This is a genomic window from Streptomyces liliifuscus, from assembly GCF_016598615.1.
Lineage (GTDB): Bacteria > Actinomycetota > Actinomycetes > Streptomycetales > Streptomycetaceae > Streptomyces > Streptomyces liliifuscus.
Map to the genome: position 1 here is coordinate 2738886 of NZ_CP066831.1, position 16524 is coordinate 2755409.

Annotated in this window: 13 protein-coding genes; 6 read left to right on the forward strand and 7 right to left on the reverse strand. The window is 69.3% G+C overall.

All coding sequences use genetic code 11. The features are described from left to right. Positions 1-801 carry an ABC transporter permease gene (locus JEQ17_RS11585; protein WP_200395174.1) on the forward strand — a complete coding sequence of 267 codons (801 nt, stop codon included), beginning with the start codon at positions 1-3 and terminating at the stop codon, positions 799-801. Positions 802-925: 124 nt separating this feature from the next. On the opposite strand, the gene JEQ17_RS11590 is transcribed toward JEQ17_RS11585, so the two are convergent. Next, positions 926-1312: a peptidase inhibitor family I36 protein gene (locus JEQ17_RS11590; protein WP_200395175.1), complete on the reverse strand. Its 387-nt coding sequence runs from the start codon at positions 1310-1312 to the stop codon at positions 926-928. Between the two features lie 199 nt (positions 1313-1511). Between JEQ17_RS11590 and JEQ17_RS11595 the strand changes: the two genes are divergently transcribed. Together JEQ17_RS11595 and JEQ17_RS11600 are read left to right on the forward strand one after the other, a co-directional pair. After that, positions 1512-1895, forward strand: coding sequence for a hypothetical protein (locus JEQ17_RS11595; protein ID WP_200395176.1), 384 nt, complete (start codon positions 1512-1514; stop codon positions 1893-1895). 70 nt (positions 1896-1965) lie between these two features. Next, positions 1966-2793, forward strand: coding sequence for an MBL fold metallo-hydrolase (locus JEQ17_RS11600; RefSeq protein ID WP_200395178.1), 828 nt, complete (start codon positions 1966-1968; stop codon positions 2791-2793). Positions 2794-2898: 105 nt separating this feature from the next. Here the strand turns inward: JEQ17_RS11600 and JEQ17_RS50480 are convergent, their stop codons facing one another. Together JEQ17_RS50480 and JEQ17_RS11610 are read right to left on the reverse strand one after the other, a co-directional pair. Then, entirely contained in the window at positions 2899-3876 is a 978-nt protein-coding gene (locus JEQ17_RS50480; protein ID WP_200395180.1) for an AraC-like ligand-binding domain-containing protein, read from the reverse strand. 195 nt (positions 3877-4071) lie between these two features. Beyond that, positions 4072-4521, reverse strand: a complete 450-nt coding sequence (locus tag JEQ17_RS11610; protein WP_200395181.1) for an ATP-binding protein — start codon at positions 4519-4521, stop codon at positions 4072-4074. A 113-nt stretch (positions 4522-4634) separates the two neighbouring features. Here JEQ17_RS11610 and JEQ17_RS11615 point away from each other — a divergent pair, with 113 nt between their 5' ends. Continuing rightward, complete coding sequence (locus JEQ17_RS11615) at positions 4635-5462, forward strand: helix-turn-helix domain-containing protein (RefSeq protein ID WP_200395182.1); 828 nt, start codon at positions 4635-4637, stop codon at positions 5460-5462. Further along, positions 5459-5656 carry a DUF397 domain-containing protein gene (locus tag JEQ17_RS11620; RefSeq protein WP_200395183.1) on the forward strand — a complete coding sequence of 66 codons (198 nt, stop codon included), beginning with the start codon at positions 5459-5461 and terminating at the stop codon, positions 5654-5656. Before JEQ17_RS11615 ends, JEQ17_RS11620 begins: the two co-directional genes overlap by 4 nt. Here JEQ17_RS11620 and JEQ17_RS11625 read toward each other — a convergent pair. Both JEQ17_RS11625 and JEQ17_RS11630 read right to left on the reverse strand, forming a co-directional pair. Further along, positions 5631-6131, reverse strand: a complete 501-nt coding sequence (locus JEQ17_RS11625; RefSeq protein ID WP_200395184.1) for a hypothetical protein — start codon at positions 6129-6131, stop codon at positions 5631-5633. The genes JEQ17_RS11620 and JEQ17_RS11625 overlap by 26 nt on opposite strands. Continuing rightward, positions 6128-7837 (reverse strand): PHP domain-containing protein, encoded by a 1710-nt coding sequence (locus JEQ17_RS11630; RefSeq protein WP_200395185.1) that lies wholly within the window; start codon positions 7835-7837, stop codon positions 6128-6130. Before JEQ17_RS11630 ends, JEQ17_RS11625 begins: the two co-directional genes overlap by 4 nt. 266 nt (positions 7838-8103) lie before the next feature. Between JEQ17_RS11630 and JEQ17_RS11635 the strand changes: the two genes are divergently transcribed. Continuing rightward, a complete protein-coding gene (locus JEQ17_RS11635; protein WP_200395186.1) occupies positions 8104-9429 on the forward strand; it encodes a jacalin-like lectin in 1326 nt (441 codons plus the stop codon). Between the two features lie 141 nt (positions 9430-9570). Here JEQ17_RS11635 and JEQ17_RS11640 read toward each other — a convergent pair whose 3' ends face one another. Next, complete coding sequence (locus JEQ17_RS11640; protein ID WP_200395187.1) at positions 9571-9936, reverse strand: hypothetical protein; 366 nt, start codon at positions 9934-9936, stop codon at positions 9571-9573. Positions 9937-10041: 105 nt separating this feature from the next. Then, positions 10042-16260: a DNRLRE domain-containing protein gene (locus JEQ17_RS11645; RefSeq protein ID WP_200401441.1), complete on the reverse strand. Its 6219-nt coding sequence runs from the start codon at positions 16258-16260 to the stop codon at positions 10042-10044. Positions 16261-16524 lie beyond the last annotated feature (264 nt).

Consider the following 16524-nt stretch of genomic DNA (forward strand, 5'->3'; position numbering starts at 1 on the left):
ATGTCGACCAAGGCTCTTCGCGTCGTCTGGCGCATCACCCGGCTCAACTTCCGTGCCCAGCTGGAGTATCGCTCCGAGTTCCTGATGATGATCGCGATCGGTGCGATCTGGCAGGTGTCGGTGATCGTGTTCGCGACCGTGCTGCTCACCCGGTTCAGCGGGATGGGCGGCTGGGACAGCTCGGACGTGCTGCTGATCCCGGCGACGCGGATGCTGGCGCACGGACTGTTCGTGCTGTTCCTGGGGCGGGTGCACGGGCTGGCCCGGCACATCCAGGAGGGGGTGATCGACACGTATCTGGTCCGCCCGATGCCTGTCCACCGCCAGCTCCAGCTGTCCTTCTTCCCCACGAACGCGATCGGTGACCTGACCGTGGCGGCGGGCCTGATGGCGGGCGCCCTGAGCCGCAGCGACCTGGACTGGACGGCGACTCGGATCACCTATCTGATCGTCTGCGTCCTCGGCGGAATGCTGCTTGAGGCCGCCCTGTTCACGGTGGTCGCGTGCGCGTCGCTGCGCTACCCGGCCGCCGACTACTGGGGCCGCTGGCTGGAGGAGCTGCTGGGCACCTTCGGCAGCTATCCGCTGAACGTGCTGCCCAAGGCGGTGGGCGGCTTCCTCACGTTCGGCCTGCCGCTGGCGTTCGTCGCGTACTTCCCGGCGGCGGTACTGACCGGGCACGACACCGCTGTCCCGTACTGGCTTGCGGCCGTGTCACCCCTGCTCGGCGCCGCGGCCTATCTGGGGTCGCGGCTGCTGTGGAGGTGGAGCCTTGGGCACTACACGGGTGTGAACGGCTGACCGACCGCATCAGCCCCGGTGTCCTGCCGTGAGTGACGCGGCCCCTGGCGGCCCAGGCACAGGCACCCCCGTGACCTGTGCAAAGGGCCGCTCGGGACCGCGTCGCCCGAGGGCCGGCATCAGCTCAGCATTCGGGGCCCCACTCCGCGCTGTGCAGGGTGACGGGGCCCAGGAAGATGTCGACGTTGGGGTCGTTCGGGTAGTGCAGGCACCCCTGGAAGTTCCCGCCCGCCTGGGCGGTGAGGTTGAAGCGGATGTGGTCCGCGCCCGGGAAGCGCACGCCGTTGTTGAGGATGTACATCCCGTGTTCCGAGTGCAGGTTGTACAGGTTGCCCTGCGACATCCACGTCGGCGCACCCCACGCCACGTCGTTGTTCCACACGCAGACGTATCCCCTGGGACAGTCCGCCGGAGCGGCCGACGCCGGTGGTGCCGAGGCCACACCCATGCCCGCCGTCATCAGCAGTGCCGCTACGCCCACGCCGGCCTTCTTGCGGAACCGTGCCTTCAAAGCTTCCTCCGTCTCAGTAACTGCCGGGCGGCTGTTGCCGGCCGGCCGCTTCCAAGTGGCCAAGCATTGCTCCTGTTCCAAGGCCGTGGTCCCTGACAGATGTCAGGGACCACGGCCTCCCGGACCTGCCTACAGTGCGGGGCGACGAGTACGGGAACCCTCCCGCGGGCCGACCCGCCAGGGCATCGAAAGGAACGTCATGCGCAAGATGACCGCGGCACTCGCCGCCGCCGGAGCATTCGCCCTCATGGTCACCACCGCTCAGAGCGCCGCGGCCGACGGGCACGGCCGTGGCTGGTACGGCGTGTGGGCGGACGGGGTCAACGTCCGCGACATCAACGAGGGCAACTGCGCCACCTCACCGAGCACCTCGAACTGCCCCAGCGTCATCGGTCAGATCAACTCGTGGGACGAGGTGCTGGTGTACTGCCAGATCCCGGGCCAGACGGTTGGCGGCAACCCGTACTGGGTGATGGTCTCGCCGCGGGGCTGGGACAAGTACGGAATCATTTCCAGCTACTACGTCGAGAACAACAGCAACTGGATCGACGGCGTACCCGGCCCGAACGGCTGCTCGATCTAGGATCCTCGACGAGGACACGGCGCAGGAGATCTGGGAGGATGCTGCCCAGACCAGAAGCCGGAGGATCCTCATGCTGAAGCAGGTCGCCGAAGGTGTGCTGGTCCATCAGAGTGAGCTGATCCAGAACAACACCGCTGTCGTGCTGGGCAGGGACGGCGTACTGCTCATCGACGCCGGGATTACCGGCGATGAAATGGCCTGTCTGGCGAACGACCTTCGTGAGCTGGGTCAGCCCGTTGCAGCGGGATTCTCGACGCATCCTGATTGGGATCACGTGCTCTGGCATGCCGAACTCGGCGAAGCGCCTCGTTACGGTACGGCCCGCTGCGCGGCGTATATGGAAGACCTGCTGTCGAACGCGGACTGGAGGGCCCGCGCCGCTGAGGCGCTGCCGCCGGAAATCGCCGAGGAAACTCCGCTGGACCTGTTCGGCCTCATTACGGGGCTGCCCGCTGATACCGCGCACATTCCCTGGGACGGCCCCAAGGTCCGGATCATTGAGCATCCGGCTCACGCCCCGGGCCATGCGGCGCTGCTGATCGAGGAACGCGGGGTTCTCGCCGCCGGCGACATGTTGTCCGATGTCCTCATTCCGATGCTCGACGACACCACGAATCCCATTGAGAACTACCTCGTCGGGCTGAGTCTGATCGAGGGCGTGGCGGACGACGTCGATGTCCTCATCCCCGGTCACGGATCCATCGCCAGAGCCGATGAGGTACGCACACGGATCGACCAGGATCGAGCGTACGTGCACGCCCTGCGTGACGGCCGTGCTCCCAGCGACCCGCGGCTCGGCCCATCGGCCAAGCCCGGCTGGGAGTGGGTCGACGACATCCACGAAGGACAACGCCGGCGCCTCGCCCAGGGAAGCGAGCGCGACGGGACATCCGGCTAGGGAGCCGCTTCCGCCGCTCGAAAGCTGCTCGAAAGCTGCTCGAGAACTGAGGGTGCGGGTCTCGATGAGCGACGGACCCCAGATCGCGGGTCACCAGATCGCGGGTCACCGCTCCCGTCGTAGGTCGCGGGCCGTCGTGCCGTACTGGGACTTGAGGGCTCGGGACAGGTGGCGTGGGTCGTGGAGGCCCCAGCGGGCGGCTACGGCGGCTGTCGTACGGCCGTCCTGGGCGGGGTCGAGGAGGTCGCGGCGGACGCGGGCGAGTCGTTCGCCGCGCAGCCAGGCCGCGAAGGGGGCGCCGGTGCGGTGGAACAGTCGGTGGAGCTGGCGGGCCGAGATGCCGTGGGCCACCGCGACCGAGTCGACGCACAGGGACGGGTCGGAGAGGTTCGCCAGCACATAGACGCGGATGCGGTCGACCAGTTCGGTGGCCGTGTCCATCCGGCCCGGCTCGGTCTCCGTGAAGGCCGCGAGGAGGAGGGACACCAGGGCGTCCCCCGCGTGGGCCTGGGCCGGCCCCGCCAGTTCGTCGAGGTGGCGGCCCAGCCCCTGGAGGAACGCGGCGAGCACGGCCTGCGCACCGGTGTCGGCGGGCAGGCGACGGGCCGCCCGGGCGGCCACGGTGTCGGCGTGCCGCCCCAGTTCGGTGCGCGAGATGCCGACGGCCATGACGTCACAGCCGTCGGCGACGGCTAATCGGTACGGGCGTGTCATGTCGAAGACCACGAAGTCGCCGCTGTGCGCCCGGGATTGGGTGCCGCCCTGGTCGGCCGCCGCGGGCTCGGCCGACCTGTGCAGCGTGATCTTCAGCAGCTCCGGGTCGGTGGACGAGATCGCCCGCGCCGACCGCTGGACCAGATGCCCCGAGCCCCGGATCCGCGCCACCGCCGCACGCCCGACCGCCGCCGCGTCGATGTCGGCCCGGAACGCGCCCGCCTCGACTCCTGTGCCGACTCCCGAGCCAACTCCCGCCCCTGCGGACGCTCTTGGTGCCGTCACCGCGAGTGGCGCGAGGACCGTGGACGCGGCCCTCTCCAACTCGCCGACAGTGGCCTGGTGTACGCGTAAGGCGCCACCGCTCATGGAACCGCTCCCTGACTTGCCCGGGCATTTATCGGTATATCGATTGACCCACTTGAGAGTTACCCGGTTTCCGTGCACGAATCGGAGACGGTCCGGGCAGGAATTGGAGACTCACCGCGCCACCGCTTCCGTACCTTCTTCGTGGGGGAGCGACGTCGGCTGGGACCCTCACCACAGTTCCAGCCGACTGCTCCGTCACCGGCGCCACCGGCCCGGCACCAGGACCTCCGCCCACACGACCTTGTACGTCCCGCCCAGGCACAGGTCCGTTCCCCACTTCTCGGCCAGCGCGGCCACGATCAGCAGCCCGCGCCCGCTCTCGTCCGACGGCTCCTGGAGCACCGGCCGCCGCTCGGTCCGCCCGTCGGCCACCTCCACGCGTACGACGTCCGCCTCGTCCCGCAGCACCAGCCGTACGCGGAAGTCGCGGCCCCTCACCCGCCCGTGCCGCACCGCGTTCGCCGCGAGCTCGGCCACGACCAGCGTCACGGACTCGCTCACCTCGCTGTCGTAGGCGAAGCCCCACACGTCCATCCGGTTCGCGACCAGCCGCCGCGCGAGCCGGGCCCCTCGCGGGGTGCAGCTGAAAAGCTGCGTGAACGTACGTACGGTGTCGGGCACTTGGACCCGGATGTCTCCTCGCATGGGTCAACGGTCCCGGGGCGAGGGGGCGTCGACCAGCTCCGCCACTCGTACGCCGCACGCCGTACGAGTTCACGTTGTGGACAGTACGGGTGACGTTCCGTGACCATGACGGAATGACCAACAGCACGACGAACGAGCCCGAGCCGTCGGACAGTTTGAAGACGTTCGGGCTGGTCCACAAGGCTTTCCGCAAGCGGGCGGGTCTGACGCAGGAGGAGTTCGCACCGCTGGTGCGGTACCAGCCGTCGACGGTGGCGTCGATCGAGCAGGGGCGGCGGTTACCGCCGCGGGTGTATGTGGAGCGGGCGGAGGAGGTACTGGACGCGTTCGGGGTGCTGCGGGCGGCCGCCAAGTACGCCACGCGCGAGCCTGGCTTGGCTTCTTGGTTCCGCAAATGGGCGGACCTTGAGGAGCAGGCGATCAGCCTCTACACGTTCGAGAACCGGCTGGTGCCGGGCCTTCTCCAGACGGAGGCGTACGCACGCACCTTGTTCAACGCGCGGTTGCCGGTGCTGACCGACGCGCAGATCGAGGCCCAGCTCGCCGCCCGCGCGGACCGCCAGCGACTGTTGACCGAGATGCCCAACACGGCGTTCAGCTTCATCGTCGAGGAGCACATCGTCAAGCGCGGGACCGGGGGTACGGATGTCACGCGCGAGCTGATCGATCACCTCCTGGCGGTAACGGAACTGCGCAACGTAGAGCTGCAGTTGATGCCGGAGACACGTCATATTCATGCCGGTCTGAACGGCCCCATCCAGCTGCTGGAGACCAGCGACAACGACTGGTTCGGCTACTGCGAGGGGCAGGAGAGTGGCCAGCTCATCGTCAGTCCGAAAACGGTCAGTGTCCTCCACATGCGCTATGCGAAACTGCGTTCACAGGCTCTCACCCCGGACGATTCCCGGAGCCTGCTGGAGCGGACGCGAGGAGCACTATGAGCACCACCGAGCTGGCCTGGGTCAAGAGCAGCTACAGCGGCGACAGCTCTGGCGACTGCGTCGAAGTCGCCGCCTCCCTCACCGCCGTCCACGTCCGCGACTCCAAGAACACCCGCGGGCCCCAGCTCGCTCTCTCCCCCACCGCCTGGGGCGACTTCGTCGCGTCGGTCAGTGGTCCGCGCAGCACGGCGTAGGGTCCGGGACCTCGAACGGGACCAGTACCCCTCCCACCGCGGGCATCAGGGTCAGGACGAGTTCGCCGTCCTGCCACTGCGGGCGGACGTGATCCCTCGTCACCACCCTCTGGTCCGGCGGGGGTTCACCCGCCGCCCCCAACACCGTGACACGGTCGATCGCGGAGCCGGACAGCAGCTCCGCGACCGTCACCGTGCCGGTCAGGGCGGCCGACCCGGGGTACACGACGGCCCGGCCCACCTCGTCGGGCGCGCCGGTCGTCACCTCGTACCCCTTGACCGTGAGCCCGCGGGCGGCCTCGGGGGACGCCGTCGTGAACGACAGCACCACCCGCGGTCGTTCCCCGCGTACCAGGTGGGTACAGCCGAACCCGCCCTCCGGGAGGGCGAGTTCGGCTGCCAGTGCCAGCAGCAGGTGGTCGGCCGCACGCAGGTCGCGTACGTCGGTGTCGACCGTGATGACATGCTGGTTCACGCGGGGAGGACCCACACGGGGTTCGAGTAGAACCACAGGTCGTTCCACGGGTCGGCGTCGCCGACGACGTCGATCGCGGGGCCCGCGGGGTCGACGGCCGCGCCCCGCGAGCCGACGGCGGACCGCTTGCCGTCGGAGCCGCGCAGGCGGACGTAGAGCGGGCGGTCGACGCGGCCGAGGGAGTACGTGATCCGGGCCGTGCCGGTGGACTTGTTGACTTCGTACGACTTGACGACCTTGGCGGTCGGCGCGGTGAAGGTGTCCTTGTCCGCGACCGGGCCGGTGACGTCACCCTGGATGACGTCCACGCGGGCCAACTTCGGGGTGAAGCCCGCCCAGTTGGGGCCGTCGGCAAGAGCGATGTCCACGGTCAGGGTGACGTTCGTGCCCTTCTTGACGTGCAGGGCGCCGCCGAGGGTGGCCCAGCGGCTGCCGCCGGAGAGGCGGACGTCGAGGCCGCTGAGGAGCTGGCCGTGGTCGACCCAGACACGGCCCGCGCGTATGCCGTCCATGACGGCGGCGTACGAGAAGCCGTCGGAGCCGACGTGGGTGCGGCTGTACTGGCCGGGCCAGTAGTCGCCCTGCGTGATGTCGATCTTGCCCGCGTAAACGGGGTCGTCGTAACGGCCGTTGGTGTTGAAGTCGCCGCCGCCGCGCGCCGCGGTGTCCGCGTAGACCTGGTGCGAGTCGGAGTTGGCGCTGATCCACCAGGCCTTGCCCTCGGCGAGCAGGCTGTCCCACAGGCCGCCGACGGTGGCGGTCATCCAGTCGAAGCCGCCCCAGGTGCGGTAGCTCTCCGGCGGGTAGCCGGCGAAGGAGTCGACGCTCGGGTTGTTGTCGTAGATGCCGCGGGCCCGGCCCATGCCGAGGGGCGCGGGCAGACCGGCCGCCTGGTGGCCCGGCGCGCCCTCGAAGCCGACGGCGATCTGGTGGCTCGCGGGCGTCGCGTCGCGCCAGGCACGGATCTCGTGCGGCGAGTCGACACCGCGCCGCGCCGGGTGGTTGGCGAGCATCAGCGCGTCCTTGACCTTGCGCCGCTTGACCTGGTCGCCGAGGAAGGCGAGACCCGCGATGGCGAGCGCCTCGTTGGCGGGCGAGGAGCCGGAGGCGCCCTTGACGCTGCCGTCGTAGTCGGTCTCGAACTGCTTGAGGACGGAGACCTCGTTCTTGCCGGGGTGCACGAAGACCGTGCCGTGCTCGGCGCCCGGGATGTTCCACTCCAGGCCCTGGAAGACGAGGGTGTCCTCGTAGGCGTCACGGGCCGCCTTGATGTCCGGGTTGACCTTGTCCACACCGATCTTGGCGTGCGCGACGCTGCCGTGGTCGGTGATGACCAGCCAGTCCATGCCGTGCTTGGCGCCCTGGCGGACCTGGTCGACGACGCGGTACTTGCCGTCGCTGCTGTACTGCGTGTGGATGTGGTGGTCGCCCGCCAGCCAGAGGAAGCCCTTCTTTCTCCAGCCGCCGGACGCCGGCTGGGCGGCGGCGGCCGTCCCGCCGGTCGCGCCGCCGAGGACTCCGGCGGTCGCCAGACCCGCGCCGAGCAGACCCGCGCGGCGCAGCATGGAGCGGCGCGAGCGCTGGTCGGGCGTCAGGGCCTCGTCGGGCACTGAGGTGTCGAAGGCGGCGGGCAGCGTCGTACCGCCCTCATGACCGTGGTCGTGGTCGTGATGGTGGTGGTGCCCGTGTCCGTGACTGTGCCCCATGTCGGCCTCCTGTGCCCGGCGCCGCCGGTGCGGACGCGCGTATGGAGACTCGATGCGAAACATGAACTTTGGTCAACACCAGGGTGATCGCAGGGCGACACCGACACGGCAGGTCGCCTCGTCCCCCACTGTTCCCCCAACTGCCCTTGTCCGTCACACTGGTTGACCTTGAACCTGAACAGCGTTCAACTTTTCTCGGATACCCGCAGCACCCCTGATCCCCACGGTTCGCCTCCCTGTTTCCTCCGACTGGAGACACCCCCACCATGAGAAGACTCATCGGCTCCCTGATGGCCGGCGCGCTGGCCCTCGCCGGGCTCACCGCCGTCGCCTCGACGCCCGCCGCGGCCGCCGCCCCCTCCTCCGGCTCCTTCAACGTCCTCACGTACAACGTCGCGGGCCTTCCGGAGGGGCTGAGCTCCGGGAACCCGGCGGTGAACACCCCGCTGATCTCCCCGCGGCTCGGCGCGTACGACATCGTGAACGTGCAGGAGGACTTCAACTACCACGCAGCGCTGTACGCGGGCGACAACCACCCGTACCGCACGGCGACCAGTGGCGGTGTGCCCTTCGGCGACGGCCTCAACACCCTCTCGGACTACGCGTTCGACGACTTCGAGCGGGTGCGCTGGAACGACTGCACCGGCACCAACTGCCTTACGCCCAAGGGCTTTTCGCTCGCGCGGGTCCGCTTGGCGGAAGGCGTCTTCGTCGACCTCTACAACGTGCACACGAACGCGGACTCCACGGACGACGCCCTCGCCGCCCGCCGCAAGAACGTCGAGCAGCTCTCGGCCTTCATCACGGCCAACTCCTCGGGCAACGCGGTGATCGTCATGGGCGACACCAACACCCGCTACACCCGCGCGGGCGACAACATCCGCCTGCTGTCGACCGCGAACGGCCTCACCGACGCGTGGGTCCAGCTGGTGCGCGGCGGCAACGCCCCGGCCCAGGGCAGCGACGCGATCGTCTGCCCCACCACCGCGCCCACGAACGACTGCGAGGTCGTGGACAAGGTCCTCTACCGGGGCAGCGACCTGGTGAACCTGTCCGCGAGCCGCTACAACAACGACTGGGCGAAGTTCCTGGACTCGGCGGGCGGCAACCTCTCCGACCACTTCCCGCACGCCGTCGACTTCTCGTGGACGCTGCCCGCCGAGCTGCGGGCGAGCGACACGTTCGGCGGCCCGCACGGCACGGCCTTCAACGACTCGGACGAGCTCCCGGCCACGCCCTCGCCGCGCACACTGACGCTGCGCGGTGCCTCCCGCCTGGACGCGGTGTCGCTCACGCTCGACGGCGGTACGGCCCTGACCCATGGCGGCACGGGCGGTACGGCCGCCTCGCTCACCCTGGCCGCCGGTGAGCACCTCACCTCGGTCAAGCTCACCCGGGGCCAGAAGGACGGCCGGACCCGGGTCTTCTCGGCGGCCTTCACCACCGACAAGTCCCGTACGGTGACGGCCGGTTCGGCCACGTCCGACGCGGTGACGTACACGGCTCCGGCCGGTTGGCAGATCGTCGGCTTCACGGGCCGCTCGGGCGCCGAGATCGACAAGCTGGGTGTGGTGTACGCGCCGATCGGCTGATCCCCGACGGCGACCCGACACCGACAAACCTCCGCCCGGACAGGTGCTGTACGGCCTGTCCGGGCGGCTGTGTGTGCGGTGTCCGTGCGGGTGTGTCCGGGTGTGTGCGGGCCGTTCAGGGGGCTCGGCCGTGGGGCCGGTTCAGATCCTCCAGCCCAGCAGGGGGATGCGCACTCCGGTGAGCAGGCCCAGGAACATCACCAGGGAGAGGGCCAGGGCCAGGGCGAGGCGTACGACGACGACGTTGTCCAGGGCGCCGCGCAGGCCGGGCGGGGCGACCTTGCCGAGGAGCCAGGTGACCGGGACCGAGCAGGCGAAGAGCAGGGCGAGCAACTCGATCTGGTCGTCGCCGGCGGGCTGGACCGGGGCGCTGGGATCGAGGTCGTAGCCCTCCGCGTACATCGCGAAGGCGAGGATCTTCCAGCACAGGGCGCAGAAGAGCGTGGCGGCGGCTTCGACGGGGACGAGACGCGCCCGGAGCCCTTCCGGGAGGTGTGACAGCAGCATGGTCGCTTTCGGGGACGTGGGGGATGTGAGGGGTGGCGGTGACGGCGGGGCCGACCGGGCATTCCGGTCGGCCCCGCCTTTTGGATCAGTTGAGCGGTGGGTGGATCACACCCAGTTCTTGCCCTTTGCGTTGGACTTCAGTTTGTGGTTCTTCACGGCCTTCTTGCAACGGTTGCAGGCGGCCTTCTTCGCTCCGCCGTACGTCCAGGCCGTGATCTGGCCACCGATCTTCCTTCCGACGGTGTTGTTGTATTTGTCGGCCTTGGAATCGCGCTTGGCGGCGGCGGAACTGCCCGCGGCCTTTTCGTGGGCCCAGCCGAGAGACTTGGCCAAATTCGATCCCACGGCCCAGGTGAGCAGGGCCTGCCAGATGCAATGCCGGTACGCGTTCTGCTTCGGGCCGTTCTTGTAGGCGCGCTTCGCCTCTTTGAGTGCCCAGTGGGTGACGTAGATCATGTCCGCGCACCACAGGATGAAGAGCGCGCAGATAGCGGCTTCGGGAAGCAGACCGCCGATGGCGTAATTGCCGCTCAGATCGTAGCAGTTGACCGGATCACCCGAGCAGTACTCGTACGCGTTGGCATTACCGCCCGGAACCGGGTCGCGCGAGAGGAATCTGCCGGATTCCGCGTTGTAGAGGCGCGATCCCATGAGGGTGATTCCGGAAGGTGTTTCCGCGGACCGCTGTTCGGCGCCGAGCCAGCCGTAACGGGCCGGTTCCTGGCCGTCGCGCGGAATTCCGTATTCGTCCGCGTCGAAGGCCGTGGGGGCGACACTGGTGTCGAGCGGCAACTGCAGGGCGATGTCGCCGTGCACCGAGCTGAGTTGCAGCACGGTCGAGCCGCTCTTGGCGGTGGTGGCGGCGAAGTCGCCCGATGCCGAGGAGACGTTCCGGCTCAGGGCGCCGCTCGCCGTGTCCTCCACGATCCAGCGGGGGTTGTCGGTGTCGTTGCCGTAGTGGTTGAGCTTGGAGTCGGTCTGTGTCCAGGTGCTTCCGCTGCCCGTCTCGGACGTCCAGCTCCTGAAGCGCAGCGACGAGTCGAGCTGCCACGTCTGACGCTTGCCGCCCGAAGTGAGCGTGCGGACAAGGTCGTTGGTGTAGTACTCGGCCGTGGTGCCCGGCAGGGCGGTGGTGCGGCCGAGCGCGTCGTAGGTGTGGCCGGAGTCGGTGATCCGGTCCGCGCTGTCGTAGGTGTGGCTCTGGGTGGTTCCTCCGGTCGTGGGGCAGGCGGCGCCCGCGTCCGAGGCCGCGGTGGTCAGGGACTTGCGGTTGCTGCGCTCGTCGAAGACGTAGGTCCGGCGGGTGCACGCCTGGCCGATGGTGTCGTCGACCGTGGACAGGCGTCCGACCTTGTCGTAGCGGTACGTCTGGCCGGACCAGCCGGAGTGGCGGGTGGCCTGGCCGTGCACGGACTCGCTGACGGTGTCCCCGTAGACGGGGGTGCCGTCACTGGTGCGTGTGTAGGACCGTGCCGTCACCGCGCCGGTGGTGTCCTCGGTGATGTCCAGCGTGTAGCCGCCGGGCAGCTTCTCCGAGTCGACCGAGCCGTCCGCGTCGTAGGTGGCCGAGAACGTGCCCGCGACCGAGTCGGTCGTGCCCGTGGCCATTCCGCGGGGTTCCGCGGTGTGGTCGTAGGTGTACGTCACGGTGGAGGGTGCGGTGTCGGAGACCTTGACCTGGCGGTCGAGGAGGTCGTACTCCGTGGTGGTCTTCCCGCCGTCGGCGTCCGTGTAGGACGTCTGGCGGCCCAGTTTGTCGTACTCCTTGGTGATCGTGCCCGCCGTCGACGACGTGGTCGTGGCGATCTGGCCGTTGGCCGGGTCGTACGTGGTGGTGATCTCCGGGATCGCCGTGCCGACGGTGCCCGTGACGGCGACCTTGGTCTTGCGGCCGGCCGCGTCGTAGGTCGTCGTGGTGGTGCGGGACGCGCCGTTCCCGGTCTCGACGACCTTGGCGGGGTTGCCCCAGTAGTCGTACTCGGTGGTGCTGTCGGGCACCCGGGCCGGCTGGGTGCCGCCTCCGGTGATGGCCCCGGCCGGACCGGTCCAGCAGACCTGGTCGGCCCACTCGGGACGGCCCTTGCACATGCCGGTGCCGTCCGCGTCCCAGTAGTCGGTGACGGTGCTGGCGGCGTCGTTGCCGGTGCCGCCAGGCGGGACCAGGTCGGTGACCCGGCCCTGGGCGTCGTATCCGGTGGTGGTCTTCAGGTTGAGACCGCCGGAGTCACGGATGGTCAGCTTGGGCAGGCCCTTGGCCCAGTCGTACTGGGTCTCGGTGACCCGCTTCTCCCCCATGACGGAGTAGTAGTCGCGGACCCGGGCGCCCTTGATCTCCATGGTCACCTGGTCCCGGACCGACGCCGTGCCGTCCGTGGGGCGGCCGCCGTCGTACTCGTACACGGACCAGGACCTGGCGGGCACCGAGGTGCCGGCCTCGACAAGGACCGTGGATCCGTCCTTGAGGTCCTCGGTCAGGTCGACCCGGCGCAGCGGCCCGAACTCCTCCAGTTCCCGGGTGCCCTTGGCGTCGAACAGCGACACGGAGGAGAGCCACTCGGCGCGCTCGGAGGAGGCCCGGTCGATGATGCCGAGATCGGTCAGGGTCGCCTTCTGGGCCGCGGTCGTGCCCAGGGCGAGAGCCCGGTTGGCGGGGCTCAGGGTGCGGACCGTGTTGCCGAAGCGGTCGTACTCGGTCATGGAGATGTGCCCGCCGGGTACGGCGGAGTTGATCTCGCGGCCGGAGACACCGAGGTAGTGGATGTCGGCCCGCTTGTACTCGGTCGCGGCGAGGGAGCTGCCGACGTTCGAGGTCGGGACGGAGTCCGCGGGGAAGACCGCGGTGGCGTCGGTGGGACCGCTGAGCTGGCCCCACGCCTTCACGTCCGACGCGCCCATCTTGTGGGGCGCCGTGGTGCCGGTGAGCGGCACCCCGTAGACGACGCTCGTGGCGGCCTCGCCCTCGGTGACGTCCTTCGTGCCCTGCTTCAGCCCCGGCCTGGTGGCCTTCAGGAGCATGCCGTCGCCCGCGGTGGCGGCGGTTCCGGCCTTGCCGTAGGTGAGCGTCCAGGGGAGTTCACCGGGCGAGGTGTACTTGGTGACGCGGCCGGCCGAGTCGTAGGAGTACTCGGTCTTCAGCGACGGGCTGATCTGCGGGTGCCAGGCCTGGCGCAGGCGTCCGCTGCCGTCGTACAGGTACATCTGCACGGACTTGGAGGTCGCGGTGGCCGCGCCCGGAGCCGTGGACCACAGCCGGATCTCCTTGACCTGGCCGGTGAAGTCGCCGAAGGCGCTGTCGGTGGCGGTGGTCGAGGTGGCGTAGACGAACTGCAGGGAGCGGCAGCCCTTGGTCTCGGGTGCCGTGGTGCAGGTGGCGGCGCTGACCGCGGAGGTCGGCGCGATGATGCGCTGCGGACGCGAGAGGCCGGTGCCGCTCACCGTCTCGGGGACGACCGTGGTGGTGGAGTTCGACAGACCGTCGATGAGCGAGCTGGTCGCCTGCCAGGTCGTCGAGCCCGTGGGCTTGGTGAACTTGGTCGCCGTGCCCTCGGAGTCGGTCAGCGTGAAGCTGCCGGTGACGCTGCCGGCGAGGGTCAGGTCCTCCGCGCCGGGTTCCGCGATCCAGGCGGTCTTGGCGGTGTTCGCGGTGAAGTGGATGGCGTCGCCGTCCTCCAGGACGACGTCGACCGCGGTGTCGGAGATCCTGCGGATGAACGTGTAGTCGGCGTCCGTCTGCCCGAAGGCGGTGCCGGACACCCACTCCTTGCCGAAGATCGCCGCCTGGCCGGCCTGCTGGCCGCCCCGTCCCGGGGTGCGGGACGCGGCGGTGCGGGACACGGTCATGTTGAAGAACGACGCGTCGGCCGCCGAGAGCGTGTAGTCGCCGGTGAGCAGGTTCAGGCTGCCGGGACCGATCTCGGTGGCGGCCGCTCCCTCGGCGGTCCTGTCCACCACGACGGAGAGCGGGGCGGTGCTGGTGGCGGCCGAACTCGGGCCGGTGAAGTCGGCCTTGAGCTGTACGGTGCCGTCCGGGTCGACCGTCTCCGTGGCGTTCCAGACCAGTGCGGCGTTCTTGCCGTTCACCAGCGGTACCGGCCAGGCGGTGAGCGCCGTGCCGCCGGAGGTGACGTGCGCGGCCGGGATCACGGTCCAGTTGTCCGCCTCGGAGCGGCGCCAGGAGAAGGAGACCTTGTCGTACTTGCCTGCCTCGGCCTCGGCGAGCAGCGGCAGCCGGCGTGCGGTGCGCTCACCGTCGGCGGGCTGTACGAAGCCGCCGGCTCCGGCGTGGAAGGTGTACTCGATGGCCTCGGACTTGTTGTCGGCCTTGTCGACGGACCGCACCTGGAGGGTGTGGGTGCCGTTGCGGTCCGGGGTGACGGAGATGTTCTTGGCCGCGGTGGCGCCGCCGGTGGCGACCTTGGTCCAGGTCACGCCGTCGAGCGACCACTCCAGCCAGTTGTGGTCGGTGCCGGGCGGGGTGACGGTGAAGACACCGGCCTGGCCCGCGCCCTTGACCCACTTGTCCGACGGGTAGTCGGTGGAGGCGACCTTCGTCGGGGCGGAGGGTGCCTTGGTGTCGACGGTGAGGGTCTTGAACGCCGACCAGCCGGTGTTGAAGTGCGTCCCGTCGTACGGCGAGGTGCGGAACTTGTACGTCTTGCCGTCGGTCAGCACACCGGCGGGCACGGTCACCTGGGCGGCCTGTCCGGACGGCACGTACTTGGACACCAGGAGTTCACCGGCCTGGGTGTCCGTGGCGCTGTCGAAGATCTGGAAGGTGGCGTTGACCTTGTCGCCGTCGGCGTCGACGAAGGTGTCGCGCAGCGTAGGCGTGGTCGAGTTGACGACGTACGAGCCGCCGTAGGAGAAGAACGGCGGGCCGGCCTCCTGCTTGGTGCCGGTGCGCGGCCGGTAGTTGTAGTTGACGACCAGCTTCGGCGGATTGGCGGCCGCGTTGGCGGAGTTGACCCGCTTCCACTGCGACACGACGGACTCGTCGGCGGCGCGCAGGCCCATGTGGCCGCGGGTGGTCTTCGCGGACGCCCACTCCTGGACGAGGGTGGTCACGTCGGCGTTGATCCAGCCGTCGGGCTGCGAGGTGCAGGCCGTGTTGCCGACCGTCTCCGTCGAGGACGCCTTCTTCGCGGTCATCGTCGGCCGGTTCGACCACCTGCTGGAGGTGGACGCGGCCGGGGAGGACCAGACCTCCCAGGGGTACGCCTTGCAGTCGGTGTTGGCCGAGTGGAAGTTCCACAGGCTCAGCCTGGCGTTGGTGACCAGGGCGTCCTGGATCGGCGTGCTGTTCCAGCTGATGAAGGACTGGGCGGTGCGCGGGGTGCCGTCGGCGTTCGTGGTGCCGGGGTTGCCGAGGTCGAGCTCGGTGTCCGTCGAGAGGTCGACCGTCTCGCCCTGCTGCACATAGGTGTCGAAGACGTTGCTCAGCGAGGAGGTGGACGGGTCGACCGTGACCGGGTACGTGGTCTTCGGGTCCGCGAGGAACTTCGCGTCCGGGGTCAGGACCAGGTCGACACCGTTCTTGGTGGTGACGACCTTCATGCCGACCTTGGACTGGCGGGTGTGCTCGCCGGAGCGCTTGTCGACGGCGGCGTCCCACATCACCGGAGCGGGCATCACGGCCCGCTTCTTGTTCTTCCTGTCGGTGAAGAGCAGGCTGCCGTCCTTGAGGTGCTTGACCTTGAGGCCCTTCACCTTCAGGGGCAGCGTGTAGGAGTATCGTTTCTCCGCAGGTCGTTCCCTGACCTCGACGTACTGCTCGAAGCCGGTGCGGGTCGCCTCGACGACCACGTCGCCGCCGGGCACCGCGTTCGCGTAGGTCGCGCGGTTGCCGTCGAGCTTCGGGTCGGGCAGACCGCCCCGCCACTGCAGCCGGACCTGCTGGTCGCCCTCGCCGAGCGTGACCAGGTCACGGGCCGCGGCCTTGCTGTTGTCGGCCAGCGCGGAGAGCCTCGTGCCGCCCTTCTCGCCGAGTTCGAGCCCTCGGGGATGCGCCTTGGGCGCGACCGAGCCGTCGGCGTCCTTCACGAGCGACAGGTCCACATCGCGCCAGTCGCCCTCGTCGCGGAAGCGGACGGGACCGGCGGACAGTTCGCTGGTCAGGCTGCCGTCGGGGTTGGCCCAGGTCGTGGAGGTCTCGGTGCGCTCGGACAGGGCCTCGACGCGCTTGCCGTTGAGGCGGGCCGCGACGCGCGCGGAGGCGAGGTCGGGGGCCGTGGTGGCGGCGGGCTTCTTCGGCTTCTCGACCGGTGCGACGGGCTGCCGCGGGGCGGCCAGGGCCCCTTCGGCCCCGTACATCGCGGACGTCGACATGACGACCGCCAGGCCGATGGCTATTCGGCGCAGGGTGCGTCTGCCGCTCGGGTGTATCAGCCCAGTACGTCTGGGACCGCCCCCGGATCTGTGGATGTTCACTGTCCTCCCCTATTCGTTGACGCGGATGCGTCAAACAAAGGGGGAACTTAGCGTTGATCTTGGACATTTGAAAAGGAAAGGTGAAGATCCCGAGCGGACTTCGGTTGATCTTTGGCTTGATCCATTGAGTGTGACCGGAAGTGATCCCCCACCGGATCCGCG